Origin of the sequence: Pseudomonas sp. PvP009 (assembly GCF_017832995.1) — a bacterium.
GTDB classification, from domain to species: domain Bacteria; phylum Pseudomonadota; class Gammaproteobacteria; order Pseudomonadales; family Pseudomonadaceae; genus Aquipseudomonas; species Aquipseudomonas syringae.
The window spans coordinates 5,253,461-5,271,207 of record NZ_JAFIBG010000001.1 but is presented as its reverse complement, the minus strand read 5'-3'; the positions used below and the strand labels follow the sequence as shown (position 1 = coordinate 5,271,207).

The 17,747-nt window shown below is 59.8% G+C and carries 9 protein-coding genes; 8 read left to right on the top strand and 1 reads right to left on the bottom strand.

Going from position 1 to position 17,747, the window contains the following annotated elements; all coding sequences use genetic code 11:
- Positions 1 to 3 precede the first annotated feature (3 nt).
- From aroK to hemE, 8 genes are all read left to right on the top strand, one after another.
- Complete coding sequence (aroK, locus tag JOE29_RS22595) at positions 4 to 522, top strand: shikimate kinase AroK (RefSeq protein ID WP_003341387.1); 519 nt, start codon at positions 4 to 6, stop codon at positions 520 to 522.
- Between the two features lie 115 nt (positions 523 to 637).
- The gene (gene aroB / locus JOE29_RS22590; RefSeq protein ID WP_003392312.1) at positions 638 to 1,741 is read left to right on the top strand and encodes a 3-dehydroquinate synthase; all 1,104 of its coding nucleotides are present in this window, start codon (positions 638 to 640) and stop codon (positions 1,739 to 1,741) included.
- Between the two features lie 10 nt (positions 1,742 to 1,751).
- Positions 1,752 to 3,368 carry an AAA family ATPase gene (locus tag JOE29_RS22585; protein ID WP_003316656.1) on the top strand — a complete coding sequence of 539 codons (1,617 nt, stop codon included), beginning with the start codon at positions 1,752 to 1,754 and terminating at the stop codon, positions 3,366 to 3,368.
- A gap of 357 nt (positions 3,369 to 3,725) precedes the next feature.
- Positions 3,726 to 8,171: a glutamate synthase large subunit gene (gene gltB, locus JOE29_RS22580; protein WP_074908055.1), complete on the top strand. Its 4,446-nt coding sequence runs from the start codon at positions 3,726 to 3,728 to the stop codon at positions 8,169 to 8,171.
- Positions 8,172 to 8,289: 118 nt separating this feature from the next.
- On the top strand, positions 8,290 to 9,708 hold the full coding sequence (locus tag JOE29_RS22575; RefSeq protein WP_003422526.1) for an FAD-dependent oxidoreductase: 1,419 nt from the start codon (positions 8,290 to 8,292) through the stop codon (positions 9,706 to 9,708).
- A 165-nt stretch (positions 9,709 to 9,873) separates the two neighbouring features.
- A complete protein-coding gene (locus tag JOE29_RS22570) occupies positions 9,874 to 11,421 on the top strand; it encodes an amidase family protein (protein ID WP_210079884.1) in 1,548 nt (515 codons plus the stop codon).
- Between the two features lie 323 nt (positions 11,422 to 11,744).
- Positions 11,745 to 15,005 (top strand): DUF6543 domain-containing protein, encoded by a 3,261-nt coding sequence (locus JOE29_RS22565; RefSeq protein WP_210079883.1) that lies wholly within the window; start codon positions 11,745 to 11,747, stop codon positions 15,003 to 15,005.
- 139 nt (positions 15,006 to 15,144) lie between these two features.
- The gene (hemE, locus tag JOE29_RS22560) at positions 15,145 to 16,209 is read left to right on the top strand and encodes a uroporphyrinogen decarboxylase (RefSeq protein ID WP_210079882.1); all 1,065 of its coding nucleotides are present in this window, start codon (positions 15,145 to 15,147) and stop codon (positions 16,207 to 16,209) included.
- A gap of 60 nt (positions 16,210 to 16,269) precedes the next feature.
- Here hemE and JOE29_RS22555 read toward each other — a convergent pair whose 3' ends face one another.
- Positions 16,270 to 17,745, bottom strand: a complete 1,476-nt coding sequence (locus tag JOE29_RS22555) for a D-aminoacylase (protein WP_210079881.1) — start codon at positions 17,743 to 17,745, stop codon at positions 16,270 to 16,272.
- Between the last annotated feature and the right edge of the window lie 2 nt (positions 17,746 to 17,747).

Sequence of the window (17,747 nt, the reverse complement as noted above, 5' to 3'; positions counted from 1 at the left end):
TTTGTGCGAAATTTAATACTTGTGGGGCCGATGGGTGCTGGCAAGAGCACCATCGGCCGCTTGCTTGCCAAAGAATTGCGACTGCCGTTCAAGGATTCCGACAAGGAAATCGAGCTGCGTACGGGCGCCAACATTCCCTGGATCTTCGACAAGGAAGGCGAACCGGGTTTTCGTGATCGCGAGCAGGCCATGATTGCCGAACTGTGCGACGCCGATGGCGTGGTTCTGGCGACCGGCGGTGGCGCGGTCATGCGCAGCGAAAATCGCCAGGCACTGCGGGCCGGCGGGCGCGTGGTTTACTTGCACGCCTCGATCGAGCAGCAGGTGGGGCGCACCGCGCGTGATCGCAATCGTCCTTTGCTGCGTACCGCTGATCCTGCCCGTGTGCTGAGCGAACTGCTGGCCATCCGCGACCCGCTTTATCGGGAAATCGCCGATATCGTGATTGAAACCGATGAGCGGCCACCCAGAATGGTGGTTCTCGAGATACTGGCGCGACTGGCAGAGCTTCCTCCCCGTTAAAGCGCAGGCGAAAATGCGCTATTCTCGTCGCCCAGCAAAACAGCGTCGGTTCGTGGCCTTGCGTCATGACCTGCTGAAGCACAAACCGTCCAATCGGTAATCAATGTGGGGACACATGCAGACACTTAAGGTCGAGCTTGGTGAGCGTAGCTACCCGATCCATATTGGCGAAGGCCTGCTGGATCAGCCCGAGCTCCTGGCCCCGCATATCGTCGGGCGTCAGGTGGCTATCGTCTCCAATACGACAGTGGCACCGCTGTACCTGGAGCGCCTGACGCAAACCCTGGCCGGTTACAACGTTCTGCCGATTGTTCTGCCCGATGGCGAAGCATTCAAGAACTGGGAAACCCTGCAGACCATTTTCGATGGCTTGCTGACCGCCCGTCATGATCGTCGCACCACGGTCATCGCCCTGGGTGGCGGGGTGATCGGCGACATGGCCGGGTTCGCTGCCGCCTGTTATCAGCGCGGCGTGAACTTCATCCAGATCCCGACCACACTGCTGTCTCAGGTGGATTCGTCGGTTGGCGGCAAGACCGGCATCAACCATCCGCTGGGCAAGAACATGGTGGGTGCCTTCTATCAGCCGAGTGTGGTGCTGATCGATACCACCTCGCTCAATACCCTGCCCGAGCGTGAGCTGTCCGCCGGGCTGGCGGAAGTCATCAAATATGGCCTGATCTGCGACGAGCCCTTCCTGACCTGGCTCGAAGAGCACGTCGATGCGCTGCGCGGGCTGGACCAGGCGGCGCTGACCGTAGCCATCGAACGGTCCTGCGCCGCCAAGGCGCTGGTGGTCGGCGCCGATGAGCGCGAGTCCGGTGTTCGTGCGACATTGAACCTGGGTCACACATTCGGGCACGCCATCGAGACGCATATGGGCTATGGTGTCTGGCTGCATGGCGAGGCGGTTGCTGCCGGGACGGTCATGGCGCTGGAAATGTCCTCGCGCCTGGGCTGGATCAGCACACAGGAACGGGATCGCGGCATTCGCCTGTTTCAGCGTGCCGGGCTGCCGGTCGTGCCACCGCAGGAGATGACGGAAGACAATTTCCTCGAACACATGGCGATCGACAAGAAAGTCATCGACGGTCGCCTGCGTCTGGTGCTGTTGCGCCGGATGGGTGAAGCGGTTATCACAGACGAATATCCAAAAGAAGTATTACAGGCCACCCTGGTTGCGGATTATCGCGCCTTGGTGGATCAGCTCAGAGGTTAACGGAAACCCCATGACTAGTTTGCATGCCGACGAGGCCTTCCTCGGCCATTATCAGTTGAGTCATGACCCCTTTGCGGCGCGGGTACCTGGCTTCAAATTCTTTCCTGCCCAACGCAAGCCTGTGCTGGGTCAGCTTCATCATCTGGCGCGCTACAGTCAGTTGCTGCTGGCGGTAACCGGGCCTCAGGGCAGCGGCAAGACCCTGCTGCGCCAGGCACTGGTGGCAAGCACCAACAAGCAGTCTGTGCAAAGTGTCGTGATTTCTGCGCGCGGTGCCGGCGATGCCGCGGGCGTGCTGCAGCAGGTCGCGCAGGCGCTGAGCGTCGCACAGGCTGAAATGCAGTCGATCCTGTCGCAGGTCGTGCAACTCGGGCTGACCGGCCAGGAAGTCTACTTGCTGGTTGACGATGCGGAACAACTTGGCGATTCGGCGCTCGAAGCGTTGCTGGGTCTTGCTGCGGGAACGCCTGAGGGGCGTCCGCATGTATTCCTGTTCGGAGAGCCATCGCTGCTCGATCGTCTCGATCAGATGTGTGCCGACCTGCAGGGCGATGTTGAAGGCGAACGCTTTCACGTCATCGAGCTGCAACCCTATACGGAAGAGGAAACCCGGGAGTATCTGGCTCAGCGTCTGGAGGGTGCAGGGCAGGGAATCGCGTTGTTCACCGCCGACCAGATCACCGATATTCATGAACAGTCCGATGGCTGGCCTGGCGCAATCAACCAGGTAGCCCGCGATTCAATGATCGAGGCGATGATCGCGAGTCGTTCCGCGGTCAAGCGTCCAAGTGTGGGGTTCAAAATGCCGAAAAAACACGTATTGGCCTTGGGTGCCGTTGTCATAGTGGCCGTGGCAGCAGCCGTGCTGATCCCGGGTCGCGGCGACAAGACGGGTACACCCGCCAATGCCCCGGCTTCCGCTCAGGCGCAACTGCCGCTGGGTGAAGGCAAGCCAACTGCTCAACAATCCAACAACGGCAGCCCGGCCATCGAATTCGCTGGCAATTCCCAGCCGATGCCTTTGCCGATGAATGGCAACCAGCCGGTGATGCGCGGTCCTCTGGCCGAAGCCGCCGGTTCCAGTGATTCCGACGAAGACGCCGTGCCGACAGGTTCGCCTGCCCAGCCGCCGACCGTGACCACTACTGCGCCGCCAGCCGGTGTTCCGGCAGGTCAGGCCGCAGCGCAGACGCCTCGTTCGTCCATCCCTGCACCGACCCCGGCGCCAGCTGCCAAGCCGGCACCTGCGCAAACTCAGGTCGCCACAGCCAAGCCAGCCCCGGCTCCTGCGGCCAAACCGGCTGAAAAACCGGCAGCGGCCGCGGCCAAACCGGCTGCCGGCGGTAGCTGGTACAGCAGCCAGGCACCAGGCCACTATGTGGTGCAGATTCTCGGCACCAGCTCCGAAGCGACGGCGCAGGCCTACGTTGCAGAGCAGGGTGGTGAGTATCGTTATTTCAAGAAAACCCTGCAGGGCAAGCCGCTGTACGTTGTGACGTATGGCAACTTTCCTGACCGTGCTGCCGCCCTGGCAGCCATCAAGGTATTGCCAGCCAAGGTTCAGGCTGGTAAACCTTGGCCTCGTACTGTCGCCAGCGTCCAACAAGAGCTCGGCGCCACTCGTTAAAGTCGCAGCGGCCCTACCCGGGCCGCCGCCGACCTACCTGACTTAACCCGCCTGCGCGCGCGGCCTATCGGCCCGTGCCTTGCGGCGTCTGCGTTACAAGCGCCCTACAGTCTCCCGTCGCGTCAGTCAGATTCACGAAGAAATACTTTGACTAGCACAGCGACCCGTTTTAAAACTTTCATAATTGCGACATTGATTATCAGCCAATCGTCGTTAAATTTGTTAGCCCTTGTGTCGCTGTGTACAATGACCTCCGTTTTGCCTGTCCGAAGCTGGCGCACGTTCGGCGTGACAGGTAATTGGTTGAATTAAAAGGAAATTTGCCTCGCATAGAGGCAGCCTGGTGAGAAAGTGTCTATGAAAGCAGGTCTGTACCAACCAGATGAATTCAAGGATAACTGCGGCTTCGGCCTGATCGCTCATATGCAGGGCGAGCCCAGTCATCACCTGTTGCAGACGGCCGTTCAGGCCCTGACCTGCATGACCCACCGTGGCGGTATCAACGCCGACGGCAAGACCGGCGACGGTTGCGGTCTGTTGATTCAGAAGCCCGATGGCTTCCTGCGTGCGATCGCCAAGCAACACTTCGACGTCGATCTGCCCCGCCAATATGCTGTGGGCATGGTGTTCCTCAATCAGGACGACGCCAGGGCCGACGCCGCGCGCGAAAACATGAACCGCGAAATCCTCGCCGAAGGCCTGGATCTGGTGGGCTGGCGTCAGGTGCCGATCGATACCAGCGTTCTGGGTCGCCTGGCGCTGGAGCGCCTGCCGAAAATCGAGCAAGTATTCATTGGCGGTGAAGGCCTGAGCGATCAGGAATTCGCCATCAAACTGTTCAGTGCGCGTCGCCGCTCGTCTGTGTCCAACGCCGCAGATACCGATCACTACATCTGCAGCTTTTCGCACAAGACCATCATTTATAAAGGCCTGATGATGCCGGCCGACCTCACGGCCTTCTTCCCGGACCTGAGCGACGAGCGTCTGCAGACCGCTATCTGCGTGTTCCACCAGCGCTTTTCCACCAATACCCTGCCGAAATGGCCGCTGGCGCAGCCGTTCCGCTTCCTCGCCCACAACGGCGAGATCAACACCATTACCGGCAACCGCAACTGGGCACAGGCGCGGCGCACCAAGTTCACCAACGATCTGATGGATCTGGACGAACTGGGCCCGCTGGTCAACCGCGTGGGTTCTGACTCATCGAGCATGGACAACATGCTTGAGCTGATGGTCACCGGCGGCATCGACCTGTTCCGTGGCGTGCGCATGATCATTCCGCCTGCGTGGCAGAACGTCGAGACCATGGACCCGGACCTGCGGGCGTTCTATGAGTACAACTCCATGCACATGGAGCCGTGGGACGGCCCTGCGGGCGTGGTCATGACCGAAGGTCGTCATGCGGTCTGCCTGCTAGACCGCAACGGCCTGCGCCCGGCGCGCTGGGTCACGACCAAGAACGGCTACATCACCCTCGCATCGGAAATCGGCGTGTGGGATTACAAACCCGAAGATGTCATCGCCAAGGGCCGTGTCGGTCCGGGGCAGATCTTTGCCGTGGACACCGAAACCGGTCAGATCCTCGACACCGATGCTATCGACAACCGCCTCAAGTCGCGTCATCCGTACAAGCAATGGCTGCGCAAGAATGCCCTGCGCATTCAGGCGACCATGGAAGACAATGACCACGGTTCGGCTTTTTACGACAGCGAGCAGCTCAAGCAGTACATGAAGATGTATCAGGTCACGTTCGAAGAGCGTGATCAGGTGCTGCGTCCGCTGGGCGAGCAGGGTCAGGAAGCCGTAGGCTCGATGGGTGACGACACGCCAATGGCCGTGCTGTCGCGTCGTGTGCGCTCGCCTTACGATTACTTCCGTCAGCAGTTCGCGCAGGTGACCAACCCGCCGATCGACCCGCTGCGTGAAGCCATCGTCATGTCGCTGGAGATCTGCCTTGGTGCCGAGCGCAATATCTTCCAGGAGTCGCCGGAGCATGCCTCGCGCGTGATCCTCAGCTCGCCGGTCATTTCGCCAGCCAAATGGCGCTCGCTGATGAACCTGGAGCGTCCAGGGTTCGAGCGCCATATCATTGACCTGAACTACGATGAAAGCCTGGGCCTTGAAGCCGCTGTGCGCAGCGTTGCCGATCAGGCCGAAGAAGCCGTGCGTGCCGGTCATACGCTGATCGTGCTGAGCGACCGACACATCGCGCCGGGCAAGCTGCCGGTGCACGCCTCGCTGGCGGTCGGCGCGGTTCACCACCGTCTGACCGAGCGGGGTCTGCGCTGCGACAGCAACATCCTGGTCGAAACCGCAACGGCGCGTGACCCGCACCATTTCGCCGTGCTGATCGGCTTCGGCGCCTCGGCGGTCTATCCGTTCCTGGCCTACGAAGTGCTGGGCGACCTGATCCGTACCGGCGAAGTACTGGGCGATCTGTACGAAGTCTTCAAGAACTACCGCAAAGGCATCACCAAGGGCCTGCTCAAGATCCTCTCGAAGATGGGCATCTCGACCGTTGCGTCCTACCGTGGCGCGCAGTTGTTCGAAGCCATTGGCCTGTCCGAGGAAGTCTGCGACCTCAGCTTCCGCGGTGTACCGAGCCGCCTGAAGGGCGCGCGCTTTGTCGACATCGAAGCCGAACAGAAGGCGCTGGCTGCCGAGGCCTGGAGCCCGCGCAAGCCGATCCAGCAAGGCGGCCTGCTCAAGTTCGTGTTTGGTGGTGAGTACCACGCCTACAACCCGGACGTGGTCAGCACCCTGCAGGCCGCCGTGCAGCAGGGCGACTACAGCAAGTTCAAGGAATACACCTCACTGGTGGACCAGCGTCCGGTGTCGATGATTCGTGACCTGCTGCAGGTCAGGACAATCGATCAACCGCTGAACATCGACGAAATCGAGCCGCTGAGCGAAATCTTCAAGCGCTTCGACTCGGCCGGTATTTCTCTGGGCGCTTTGTCGCCCGAGGCCCACGAAGCGTTGGCCGAGGCGATGAACCGTCTGGGCGCGCGATCCAACTCCGGTGAGGGTGGCGAAGACCCGGCCCGTTACGGCACGGTCCGCAGTTCCAAGATCAAGCAGATTGCGACGGGCCGCTTTGGCGTGACGCCCGAGTATCTGGTCAATGCCGATGTGCTGCAGATCAAGGTCGCGCAGGGCGCCAAGCCGGGCGAGGGCGGGCAACTGCCGGGCGGCAAGGTCAATGGCCTGATCGCCAAGCTGCGTTATGCAGTACCGGGCGTGACGCTGATTTCGCCGCCTCCGCACCACGACATCTATTCCATCGAAGACTTGTCGCAGCTGATTTTTGACCTGAAACAGGTCAACCCGGCGGCGCTGGTCTCGGTAAAGCTGGTGGCAGAAGCGGGCGTCGGCACCATTGCCGCCGGTGTCGCCAAGGCCTATGCCGACCTGATCACCATTTCCGGTTACGACGGTGGCACCGGCGCATCGCCGCTGACCTCGATCAAATACGCCGGCGCACCGTGGGAGCTAGGGCTGGCCGAAACCCACCAGACCCTGCGTGGCAACGACCTGCGCGGCAAGGTTCGGGTACAAACCGACGGTGGTCTGAAAACCGGCCTGGACGTGATCAAGGCCGCCATCCTCGGGGCCGAAAGCTTCGGCTTCGGCACCGCGCCGATGATCGCGCTGGGCTGCAAATATCTGCGTATCTGCCACCTGAACAACTGCGCCACCGGCGTAGCGACCCAGAACGAAAAGCTGCGCAAAGACCACTACATCGGCACCGTCGACATGGTGATCAACTTCTTCACCTACGTGGCGGAAGAAACCCGCGAGTGGCTGGCCAAGCTGGGTGTTCGCTCACTGGAAGAGCTGATCGGCCGCACCGACCTGCTGGACATCCTGCCGGGCGAAACCGAGAAGCAGCAGCATCTGGACCTGACACCGTTGCTGGGCAGCGACCACATTCCGGCCGACAAGCCTCAGTTCAGCCTGGTGGATCGCAACCCGCCGTTCGACAAGGGCCTGCTGGCCGAGAAGATGGTGGAGATGGCCAAGCCGGCCATCGAGTCGCTCAGCGGCGGCGACTACGAACTGGATATCTGCAACTGCGACCGTTCGATCGGCGCGCGCATCTCTGGCGAAATCGCCAGACTGCACGGCAACCAGGGCATGAACAAGGCACCTGTCACCTTCCGCTTCAAGGGCACTGCCGGTCAGAGCTTCGGGGTGTGGAACGCCGGTGGCCTGAACATGTATCTGGAAGGCGATGCCAACGACTACGTCGGCAAGGGCATGACCGCTGGCAAGCTGGTAATCGTGCCGCCCAAGGGCAGCCCGTTCAAGACCAACGAAAGTGCGATTATCGGCAACACCTGCCTGTACGGCGCAACCGGCGGCAAGCTGTTTGCGGCAGGTACGGCAGGCGAGCGTTTCGCCGTGCGTAACTCCGGTGCTCATACTGTCGTTGAAGGCACTGGCGATCATTGCTGCGAATACATGACGGGTGGTTTCGTCTGCGTACTGGGCAAGACCGGCTACAACTTCGGTTCCGGCATGACCGGCGGTTTCGCCTACGTGCTCGACCTGGACAACACCTTCGTTGACCTCGTTAACCATGAACTGGTCGAGATCCAGCGTATCAGCGGCGAATCGATGGAGGCTTACCGCACTCACCTGCAAAGCGTCCTGAATGAGTACGTCGCGGAAACCGACAGTGAATGGGGCCGCAATATCGCGGAAAACCTGGACGACTACCTGCGTCGTTTCTGGCTGGTCAAGCCCAAGGCTGCCAACCTGAAATCGCTGCTGTCCAGCACTCGGGCGAATCCGCAGTAAAAGCAGCTGCTAGCGGTTAGCTTCAAGCCGCAAGTTTGCCACCCTGTGAATTGAACTGAATTGATTTCTTGCAGCTTGAAGCTTGTCGCTTGAAGCTGCCGCAAAGAGGCTCCAGAGAATGGCTGAACGTCTCAGTAACGACTTCCAGTTCATCGACGTCGGACGTAAAGACCCGAAGAAGAAACTGCTGCGTCAACGCAAGAAAGAGTTCGTGGAAATCTACGAGCCTTTCAAGCCCCAGCAGTCCGCCGATCAGGCGCACCGCTGCCTGGGCTGCGGCAACCCGTACTGCGAATGGAAGTGCCCGGTGCACAACTTCATTCCCAACTGGCTCAAGCTGGTCGCCGAGGGCAATATCCTCGCGGCTGCGGAATTGTCGCACCAGACCAACACCCTGCCGGAAGTCTGCGGCCGTGTGTGCCCGCAGGATCGCCTGTGTGAAGGTGCCTGCACACTGAACGACGGTTTTGGTGCGGTAACCATCGGTTCGGTCGAGAAGTACATCACCGATACTGCCTTTGCCATGGGCTGGCGTCCGGACATGTCCAAGGTCGTGCCGACCGGCAAGCGCGTCGCGATCATCGGCGCGGGGCCTGCGGGCCTGGGCTGTGCCGACGTGCTGGTGCGCGGCGGCGTGACCCCGGTGGTGTTCGACAAGAACCCGGAAATCGGCGGTCTGCTGACCTTCGGCATCCCGGAATTCAAGCTGGAGAAATCCGTGCTGAGCCATCGCCGTGAAGTGTTCACCGGCATGGGTATCGAATTCCGTCTCAACACCGAAGTCGGCAAGGATGTCACCATCGATCAACTGCTCGCCGAGTACGATGCGGTGTTCATGGGCATGGGCACCTACACCTACATGAAAGGCGGCTTCCCCGGTGAGGATCTGCCGGGCGTGCACGATGCGCTCGACTTCCTGATCGCCAACGTCAATCGCAACCTGGGTTTTGAAAAGGCGCCGGAAGACTTTGTCGACATGAAGGGCAAGCGGGTCGTGGTTCTGGGCGGTGGCGACACGGCGATGGACTGCAACCGCACCTCGATCCGCCAGGGCGCCAAGTCAGTGACCTGCGCCTACCGTCGCGACGAAGAAAACATGCCTGGCTCGCGCAAGGAAGTGAAAAACGCCAAGGAAGAAGGCGTGAGGTTCCTCTACAACCGTCAGCCTATCGCCATCATTGGCGAGGGCAAGGTTGAAGGCGTGAAAGTGGTCGAGACGCGCCTGGGCGAACCGGATGCCCGTGGTCGTCGCAGTCCCGAACCGATTCCGGGCTCCGAAGAGATCATCCCGGCAGAAGCCGTGGTCATCGCCTTCGGCTTCCGCCCAAGCCCGGCGCCCTGGTTCGAGCAGTTCACCATCAGCACCGACAGCCAGGGCCGCGTCGTGGCCCCGGAACAGGCGCAGTACAAGCACCAGACCAGCAACCCGAAGATCTTCGCGGGTGGCGACATGGTGCGCGGCTCCGACCTGGTGGTGACCGCTATCTTCGAAGGCCGTAATGCGGCTGAAGGGATTCTGGATTACCTGGGCGTCTGAGCCTTGTGTTGCCAGAGCGTGCCGCTACTCAGGCGCGCTCTGGCAACAAGCGTCTACCCATCACGGGTAATTTACCGATTTCTCTGACATCCCTTCTGCCCCCTCCTTCCTAAGCTTGGTGTAACTCGCTCAAGACGAGCGTTTTATCAACCAGGGAAGGACATCATGAACAATCAGTTTGGTTTCTGTCTCGCGCTCTCGATAGCGCCCTGCACATTTGCCAGCCAGGCGTACGCCAACTTCGATGGACCGGTTTTCGGTTCGATCATCGAAAACAAGGCGGTTTACTTTGAGTCCAGTGTCGAGCTCCAGCGACGCATGAGCGCAGGCAGCCTGACCTCTGCCGGGCTGGTGACAGACCTGCTCCAGCGCATCGAAGTGCTGAACAAAAATGGCCCGGCGCTTAACGCCCTCATTGAAATCAACCCCGACGCTCTGCAGATAGCCGCGGAACTGGACGGGGAGCGTTCCCGTGGGGAGCAACGTGGGCCGCTGCATGGCATCCCCATCGTGATAAAAGACAATCTCGATACGGCCGACAGGATGCAGACGACTGCGGGTGCGCTCGCTATGGTCGGGGCGCCTGCGCCCCACGATGCTTTCGTGGTGCAGCGGCTTCGCGAGGCCGGCGCGATCATCATCGGCAAAGCCAATCTCAGCGAATGGGCGCATTTTCGTGGGTACGAGGTGCCGAGCGGTTGGAGTGGTCGCGGCGGGCAGACGCGTCATCCCTATGACTTGAACGCTGATCCGCTTGGCTCCAGCTCCGGTTCGGCAGTGGCTCTTGCGGCTGGATTTTCACCCCTGGCGGTGGGCACCGAAACCAATGGGTCGATCATCCAGCCTGCAGCCACGAGTGGTGTCGTAGGGCTGAGGCCTACGCTGGGCCGGCTCAGCCGTACCGGCATGATTCCGCTCTCCAGTCGTCAGGACACCCCCGGGCCCATGGCGCGAACGGTCACGGATACCGCCATCCTGCTGACGGCGATGAGCGGTACCGACCCTCTCGACGAAGCCACCGCCCGAGCCTGCGCTGACACCGTGAACTATGCCGATCAGCTCAGAGCGGACGCGTTGAACGGCAAGCGCCTGGGCTATTCGAGCCGCACCCATGACGGCATGCTGATGGACGACGATCCTGAATTCCAAAAGGTGAAGAGTCGTTTGAGTTCGGCCGGGGCGATACTGGTTCCAGTCGACGTTCCGTCGATTGATAGCACCCCGGAGTATCGAGTGCTGCTGCATGACTTCAAGCGTGAGCTTAACGCTTACTTGAGCACACGCACCGGGCTGGGGGTCAGCACGCTGGATGACATCATTGCATTCAATACCGCGTCTGATGGCGCGCAAGCCTATGACCAGGATTTATTGATTGACTCCTCGGGCGCGACTCTCGATCAGGAGGATTACCTGTCCATTGCAACCCATTTGCGCACTGCTCATCGGCAATTGATCGATGGGCTCCTGCAACAGCACTCGCTTGACGCGCTCATTGACTGGTCAGAGGTTTCGTTCAAAGCGGTTGGCGCAATCGCGGGATATCCGGGAATAACCGTGCCCGTCGGGCTCGAAGAGAATGGCCTGCCAAGAGGGTTATATTTTCTTTCCACTGCCTGGGATGAAGCTGATTTGCTGAGCTATGCCTACGCACTTGAACAGGCGCTAGCAGCATCTGCAGCTTCGGGGCATTCGGGTATCAGTCAGGATAATTGATTCCATATTCCAGCGTGGCCAAGGTCATGCCTGGATTGGGGGGCCTGGGAAAACGGTTTCGTGACGTTTTGAAATAACCTGATCCCGGTATTGAAAAGCGCTTTTCATTAAGTTTCACCGCCCTGCCACAGGCGGTGTATCAAGGTTTCAATCCCTCTTTTGAATGCCAATCAAAGCCTGTTGCAGTGTAGGTGACAGGTGATTGTTTACAGCTGTTTTCCGCCCCCTTTACCGACGCCTGAAAAGGATTACGCTCCTGATCCTCATCGGGAGCTCATCGCCTTGGATACTCCCTCCATCCATGTTGCTATAAGGAAATAGCCATGTTGAACGCAGCACCCATGGGCAAGCTTGCGCGCTCCACTGAACAGCAATCTCTCGGCCCGGACAGGTTCACGCCCAGTAGCGTTGCCGTCCGCGAACACCGCAACCGTGAACGGGCAGACCGGATAATCGACCAGTTCGTCGAGCGCTTCACAGAGAAAGACTTTTTCCCGGATGACGGCGATGAGGCTTTGTTTGCCTTACTGGTTCAGTTGCCTGAATGGCCTGCAGACCTGTCGATCCGGATTCACAACGAGAACGACGAAGTCCTCGCGATTTTTTTGAAAGGCAACGATGAAAGCGTCGTTCAGAACAGTGTTGTCCTGATGCAGAACGCTGATGCTTATATCGTTCCGGATAATATTCCGGTCGCCGATGACGAGCCATTGCTGCGTTGGGTGTTCAGTCAGTTGCCGGTAGGTTCCAGGGTCGGAATGGGCGGCAACTTTCCCGGTAGTCACAGTGATAGCGGACGAATCGTCACCCTGCGCGAGCAAATAGCGGGGCTGGCAAATGACCAGAGGCCGCTGTTATTCGATGCACTTGTGGCGGCCGGTGAGGGCGCCTCGAAGGTTCAGCTGGATACCCGCACACGAAATCCCTTCCTGCCCCTGTGGATTCGTCAGCAGACTCTGCTTTCCGCTGCTCTGAGCGAACTGTGCGCTTTATACCCACAGGTTCCCGTCGGACGTCTTGAAGAGCTGCTGGAGCAGTTGCCGCTGACAGTGCAGGACGACGCTGACTTTCTGGATAATGGTGTTCTGCCAGACTCTTTCGACGAGGCCTTGAACATTTCTGTGCAGGAATGGAGCAGCAGTCTGGCTATCGACGGCCTGTCGCGAACACGGAGCTTCAACGCCTGCACCGATGAGCTGGCCCGCGAGATCACAAGCGAATTGCTGGCTGCTGAATCGGGGCGAGCGTTGCTGATCTTCGAGCCCGGCGATAGCGAGTCCTTCCCGGCAGACCCTGACGATACCCGTATCGTTTTGCGGCATGACGGCTACGGTAATTACAGTGCACGGGACGCCGAGAACGGTGAGTTTGTCTCATTCAAGCCGGGTACCGACAGCTTCTATCTCGCGATCGGTTCGCAATTGAAAACCGAAGAGCGTTCTGCGCTGGGCATGCAGTTCGAGCAGGATGTGAAAGGGATTCGCGACGTTCTGACCCGGCGTGCCATTGAGAAAAATCGCGGTTGGTTTGACCCTGAGCAACCCACTGAAATCGAAAGCGATTGTCTGCCTGACTGGTTCGCGAACGCGACCGATGTCGAAAAACAGCGCTGGAAAGTGGCGGTGCAGGACTACAGTCAGGCCTTGCTCGAAGCCCAGGCACCTGACCTGCTGGATCCTTCCATTTACGGACAGCCGGACCGGTTGCGTCACTACGCCCGGGCGAGGCTACAAGAGCGAATTTTGCTCGACCACGGTGTGACAGTGGATCCTGACCTTATCACCGTCCATACCATCAGCGTCGAGATTGATCCGGGTGTCGGCATTGATATCGATTACGAATATGTCGGCCCTTCCGAGCTGGAGCCGCATTACGAAACTCAAGAGCGCAGCCTTACAGATCTGTCGCTGGAAAACATTGCCTTCACCAATATCAACTTTCTACTCACCAGTCGCGCGTTTGACGATCAAGGGCAATTGGTCCGTTTCCTCAACGCTGGTTATCTGTTTAGCCTGATTCGTGATCTGAACATTGGTGAGAGTTACTCCAGATACCTCAGCACGGTTCTGTCCACGTCGGCGGCAGGACAATGGCACTGTGAGCGTTATGCACGCGTCATGCGCGCACAAATGCGCCTCGACGCGATCGAGGCGAAGATGGCGGGCGACTTTCTGGGCGATGGCGGGCTTCCTCCCGAGCTGGCGAACAGAGGCTACAAATGGGTTGCCGCGGTGCTTGATCATCCAACTGACAGTGATGATCGCGCAATGGTGGAGGGGCATCGCATTCAGGTCAGCCAGTTACTCATCAATGGTGTTTCATTGAGTGGTGTATTGGTGATCGGCACAGAGTCGCGCTCCAGCGTCGCCACGCTGATGGTCTTTACCCCGCAGGCTCCTGACGGAATATGCTTTCGGGAGATGAGCAATTCGCAGGAGTTTCGGCAGCGGATCCTGCTTGAGCCCGATTTTCTGGACTATCTGGTGGGCAAGGCACCTTTGGCCGCCCAGGCCGATGTCAGGCATGTGCTGACCGCTGGCCGTGACACGCTGTTCATGGATCTGCAGCCGTGTACCGGGAATTTTCTCGAGGCGGTCTATGAGTCTGAAGTCGCTCGGGTGATTTCTGCCGTCGATGAACAGACCAATACCAACTGGGAAACCTACTGGGAAAGTGCCTGGGAAATCACCAAAGTCGTGGGCGACATCGTCCTCATCTTCACGCCTTTCAAAGTGCAGTTGCCGATCGCTGCCCTTCGCAGTTTTTACGCCATCTGGCAGGGCGTTGGAAAGAAGTCCAGCGAACAGGGTATCGCTCCGTTGTATTTCGTTCAGGCGGCGCTGTTGTTGGCCGATGCACTGACGCTGTCAAAAGGGCGGCGGGTCAGAACGTCTTCTGCGGCAAAGACAGGCCGCTCTGTGCTTGACCCGAAAACAGCCGTATCCAAAACGCCTGTCGGTTTGAAAATGCGCGACGACGGGATTTACCGGGGCATCCATGAGAAAGCTCAAGAGGGTGTGCCGAGCCGCTTTTATGCCGTGCAACAGGAAAAAGCCTATGCCGTCACATATGACTCCGACTCGGCAGCGTGGCGGGTTATCGATTCGCGGCGGCCAGATGCTTACTACCAACTGCCGATCCAGCTTGACGATCAAGGTGTCTGGGTGCATGCGTCGACCGGTTTGCGCGGCGGTGGCAGACACCGCATAACCAAACTGCCCATGGAATCAGCAGGCGGTGCCGGTACGCCGGGCAAGAGCGCTGGAAAGCTCAGGTACAAAATACACATGAATGATTTTTTCGACACTGCCGAGTTCAAAGCGGCGTATGAGCATATACAGGCCAAGGATCTGGAAGCCTCAGTCAAGAATGCTGTTGAGAAGTACGTTCTTGATGGCGCTGCTCACCTGCATAAATGGAAGCCCACTGCAAAAAATAAACTGGATAAAAACGGAAAGTTTTATTTCCTGGACCTGACTTCCATTGGCGATAGCACTGGGAGAGGGGATTGGCGTCTGGGGCTCAAGCGGGTGGAAAAAGGCATGCTTGAGCCTTTCGATATCGTCAACCATAAGAACATGTGAGAGAAATCGGCCGGTTCTGAAGGCGCATGACCCTGTATAACCACAGCAAATCGCCTCGATAGACAAAAGGCACGGCTCCCGCCGTGCCTTTTGCGTCGAGCTCTGAGAAAATGCCGGCACTTTTATTGCGGATGCCGACATGACTGCCCTGAAGAACGACCGTTTCCTTCGCGCTTTGCTCAAGCAACCCGTAGACGTCACGCCGGTATGGATGATGCGTCAGGCAGGTCGTTACCTGCCGGAGTACCGCGCCAGCCGCGCCAGTGCCGGGGACTTCATGAGCCTGTGCAAGAACCCGCAGTTCGCCTGTGAAGTCACCATGCAGCCGCTGGATCGCTACCCGCTGGACGCAGCGATTCTGTTCTCCGACATCCTGACCATTCCCGATGCGATGGGCCAGGGGCTGTACTTTGAAACCGGCGAAGGTCCGCGCTTCAGGAAAACCGTCAGCACGCTGGCCGACATCGAAGCGTTGCCGATCCCTGATGCACAGCAGGATCTGGGTTACGTGATGGATGCGGTCAGCACCATTCGCCGCGAACTCAATGGTCGTGTACCGCTGATCGGTTTCGCTGGCAGCCCATGGACGCTGGCGACCTACATGGTCGAGGGCGGTTCGTCGAAGGACTTCCGCAAATCCAAGGCCATGCTTTACGACAACCCGCAAGCCATGCACCTGCTGCTCGACAAGCTGGCGCAGTCAGTGACTTCCTACCTCAATGGCCAGATTCTGGCCGGTGCGCAGGCCGTGCAGATCTTCGACAGCTGGGGCGGCAGCCTGTCTTCGGCGGCGTATCAGGAGTTCTCGCTGGCCTACATGCGCAAGATCGTCAACGGCCTGATTCGCGAAAACGACGGGCGCAAGGTGCCAGTGATCGTGTTCACCAAAGGCGGCGGCCTGTGGCTGGAAAGCATTGCCGACATCGGTGCAGACACCCTCGGGCTGGACTGGACTTGCGACATCGGCGAAGCGCGTCAGCGTGTCGGCAGCAAGGTTTCGCTGCAAGGCAACATGGACCCGACCGTGCTGTACGCGCGCCCGCAAGCCATCCGCCAGGAAGTCGCACGCATCCTTGCCAGCTACGGCAGCGGCACCGGCCACGTCTTCAACCTCGGCCACGGCATCACCCCTGAAGTCGACCCGGCCAATGCCGGTGCGTTCATCAACGCGGTACACGAGTTGTCGGCGCAGTATCACCAGTAGTTGCCGAGCCAACGAGGCGTCGATACCTCAAGACGCATCTGTTGATTTCAGCGCCGACGACTACGTCGGCGCTTTCGCATCCGCAAAGCCTTCGCGCAGCGAACCGCTGCGGGGCAGGAATCGGCCCTGTCGCTCGCCATGCGGTTTGCCGTCGGCATAGCTCAAGCGGCCGTTGACCCAGACACCGTCGATGCCTTGCGCCGCTCGCTGAGGGTCTTTGAAATCCGCGATATCGCGCACGGTTTGTGGATTGAACAGCACCAGGTCGGCCCAGTAGCCCTCGCGAATAAGACCGCGCTCGTGCAAGGCGAAGCGCGCGGCCGACAGCCCGGTCATTTTGTGTACGGCGGTGTGCAACGCAAACAGCCCCTTGTCGCGGCTGAAATGCCCGAGCACTCTGGGGAACGCGCCCCACAGGCGCGGATGGGGAAACGGGTCTTCCGGAAGACCATCGGAGCCGATCATCGCCAGCGGGTGAGACATGATGCGCTCGACGTCGCCCTCATCCATGCCGTAGTACACCGCGCCTGCAGGCTGCAACTTGCATGCGGCGTCCAGCAATGACAGCCCCCAGTCGGCGGCAATCTCCTGCAGATCCCTGCCGCCCTGATCCGGGTGCGGCGTAGACCAGGTGATGGTGATGCGGAACGCGTCTGTAACTTGTTTGAGGTCCAGCGTCGAAGAGCTGGCCGCATAGGGATAGCAGTCGCAACCTACCGGATGGTCCTGCGCGGCTTTTTCCAGGGCTGCCAGCAGTTGCGGGCTGCGTCCCCAGTTGCCGGCACCAGCGCATTTCATGTGCGAGATGATGACCGGTGAGCGCGCATGGCGACCTATATCGAACGCTTCCGCCATGGCCTCCAGCACCGGCTCGAATTCGCTGCGCAGGTGGGTGGTGTAAATCGCGCCGAACGCGCTGAGTTCTTCCGCCAGTTGTTTGACCTCGCTGGTTTCGGCCGAGAACGCAGAGGCGTAGGCAAGGCCGGTCGATAACCCCAGCGCGCCCGCTTCCAGGCTGTCACGCAACTGCACGCGCATGGCGGCGATTTCTTCCGGGCTGGCGCTGCGTAACAAGTCATCCATGTGGTTGCTACGCAAGGCGGTATGGCCGATCAGGGCCGCCACGTTGACGGCGGGCCGGGCGTTCTCGACGGCGGCGCGGTAGTCGGTGAAGCGTGGATAGACGAACGCAGCCGCGTCGCCCAGCAGGTTCATGGGGTCGGGAGGATTGCCCGTTAGCGAAACCGGCGACGCGCTGATCCCGCAGTTGCCGACGATGACGGTCGTCACGCCCTGGCTGATTTTCGGCAGCATTTCGGGTTTGCGGATGACCACCGTATCGTCGTGGGTGTGCACATCGATAAACCCGGGTGCCAGTACGCGACCGGCCGCATCGACTTCTTCCCGGGCACTGGCATCGCGCAGACTGCCGATGCGCTGGATGCGTCCGTCGCTGATTGCCACATCGGCGCGCACTCCCGGTGTGTCACTGCCGTCGATGACCAGTGCGTCGCGAATGATCAGGTCATAAAGCATGG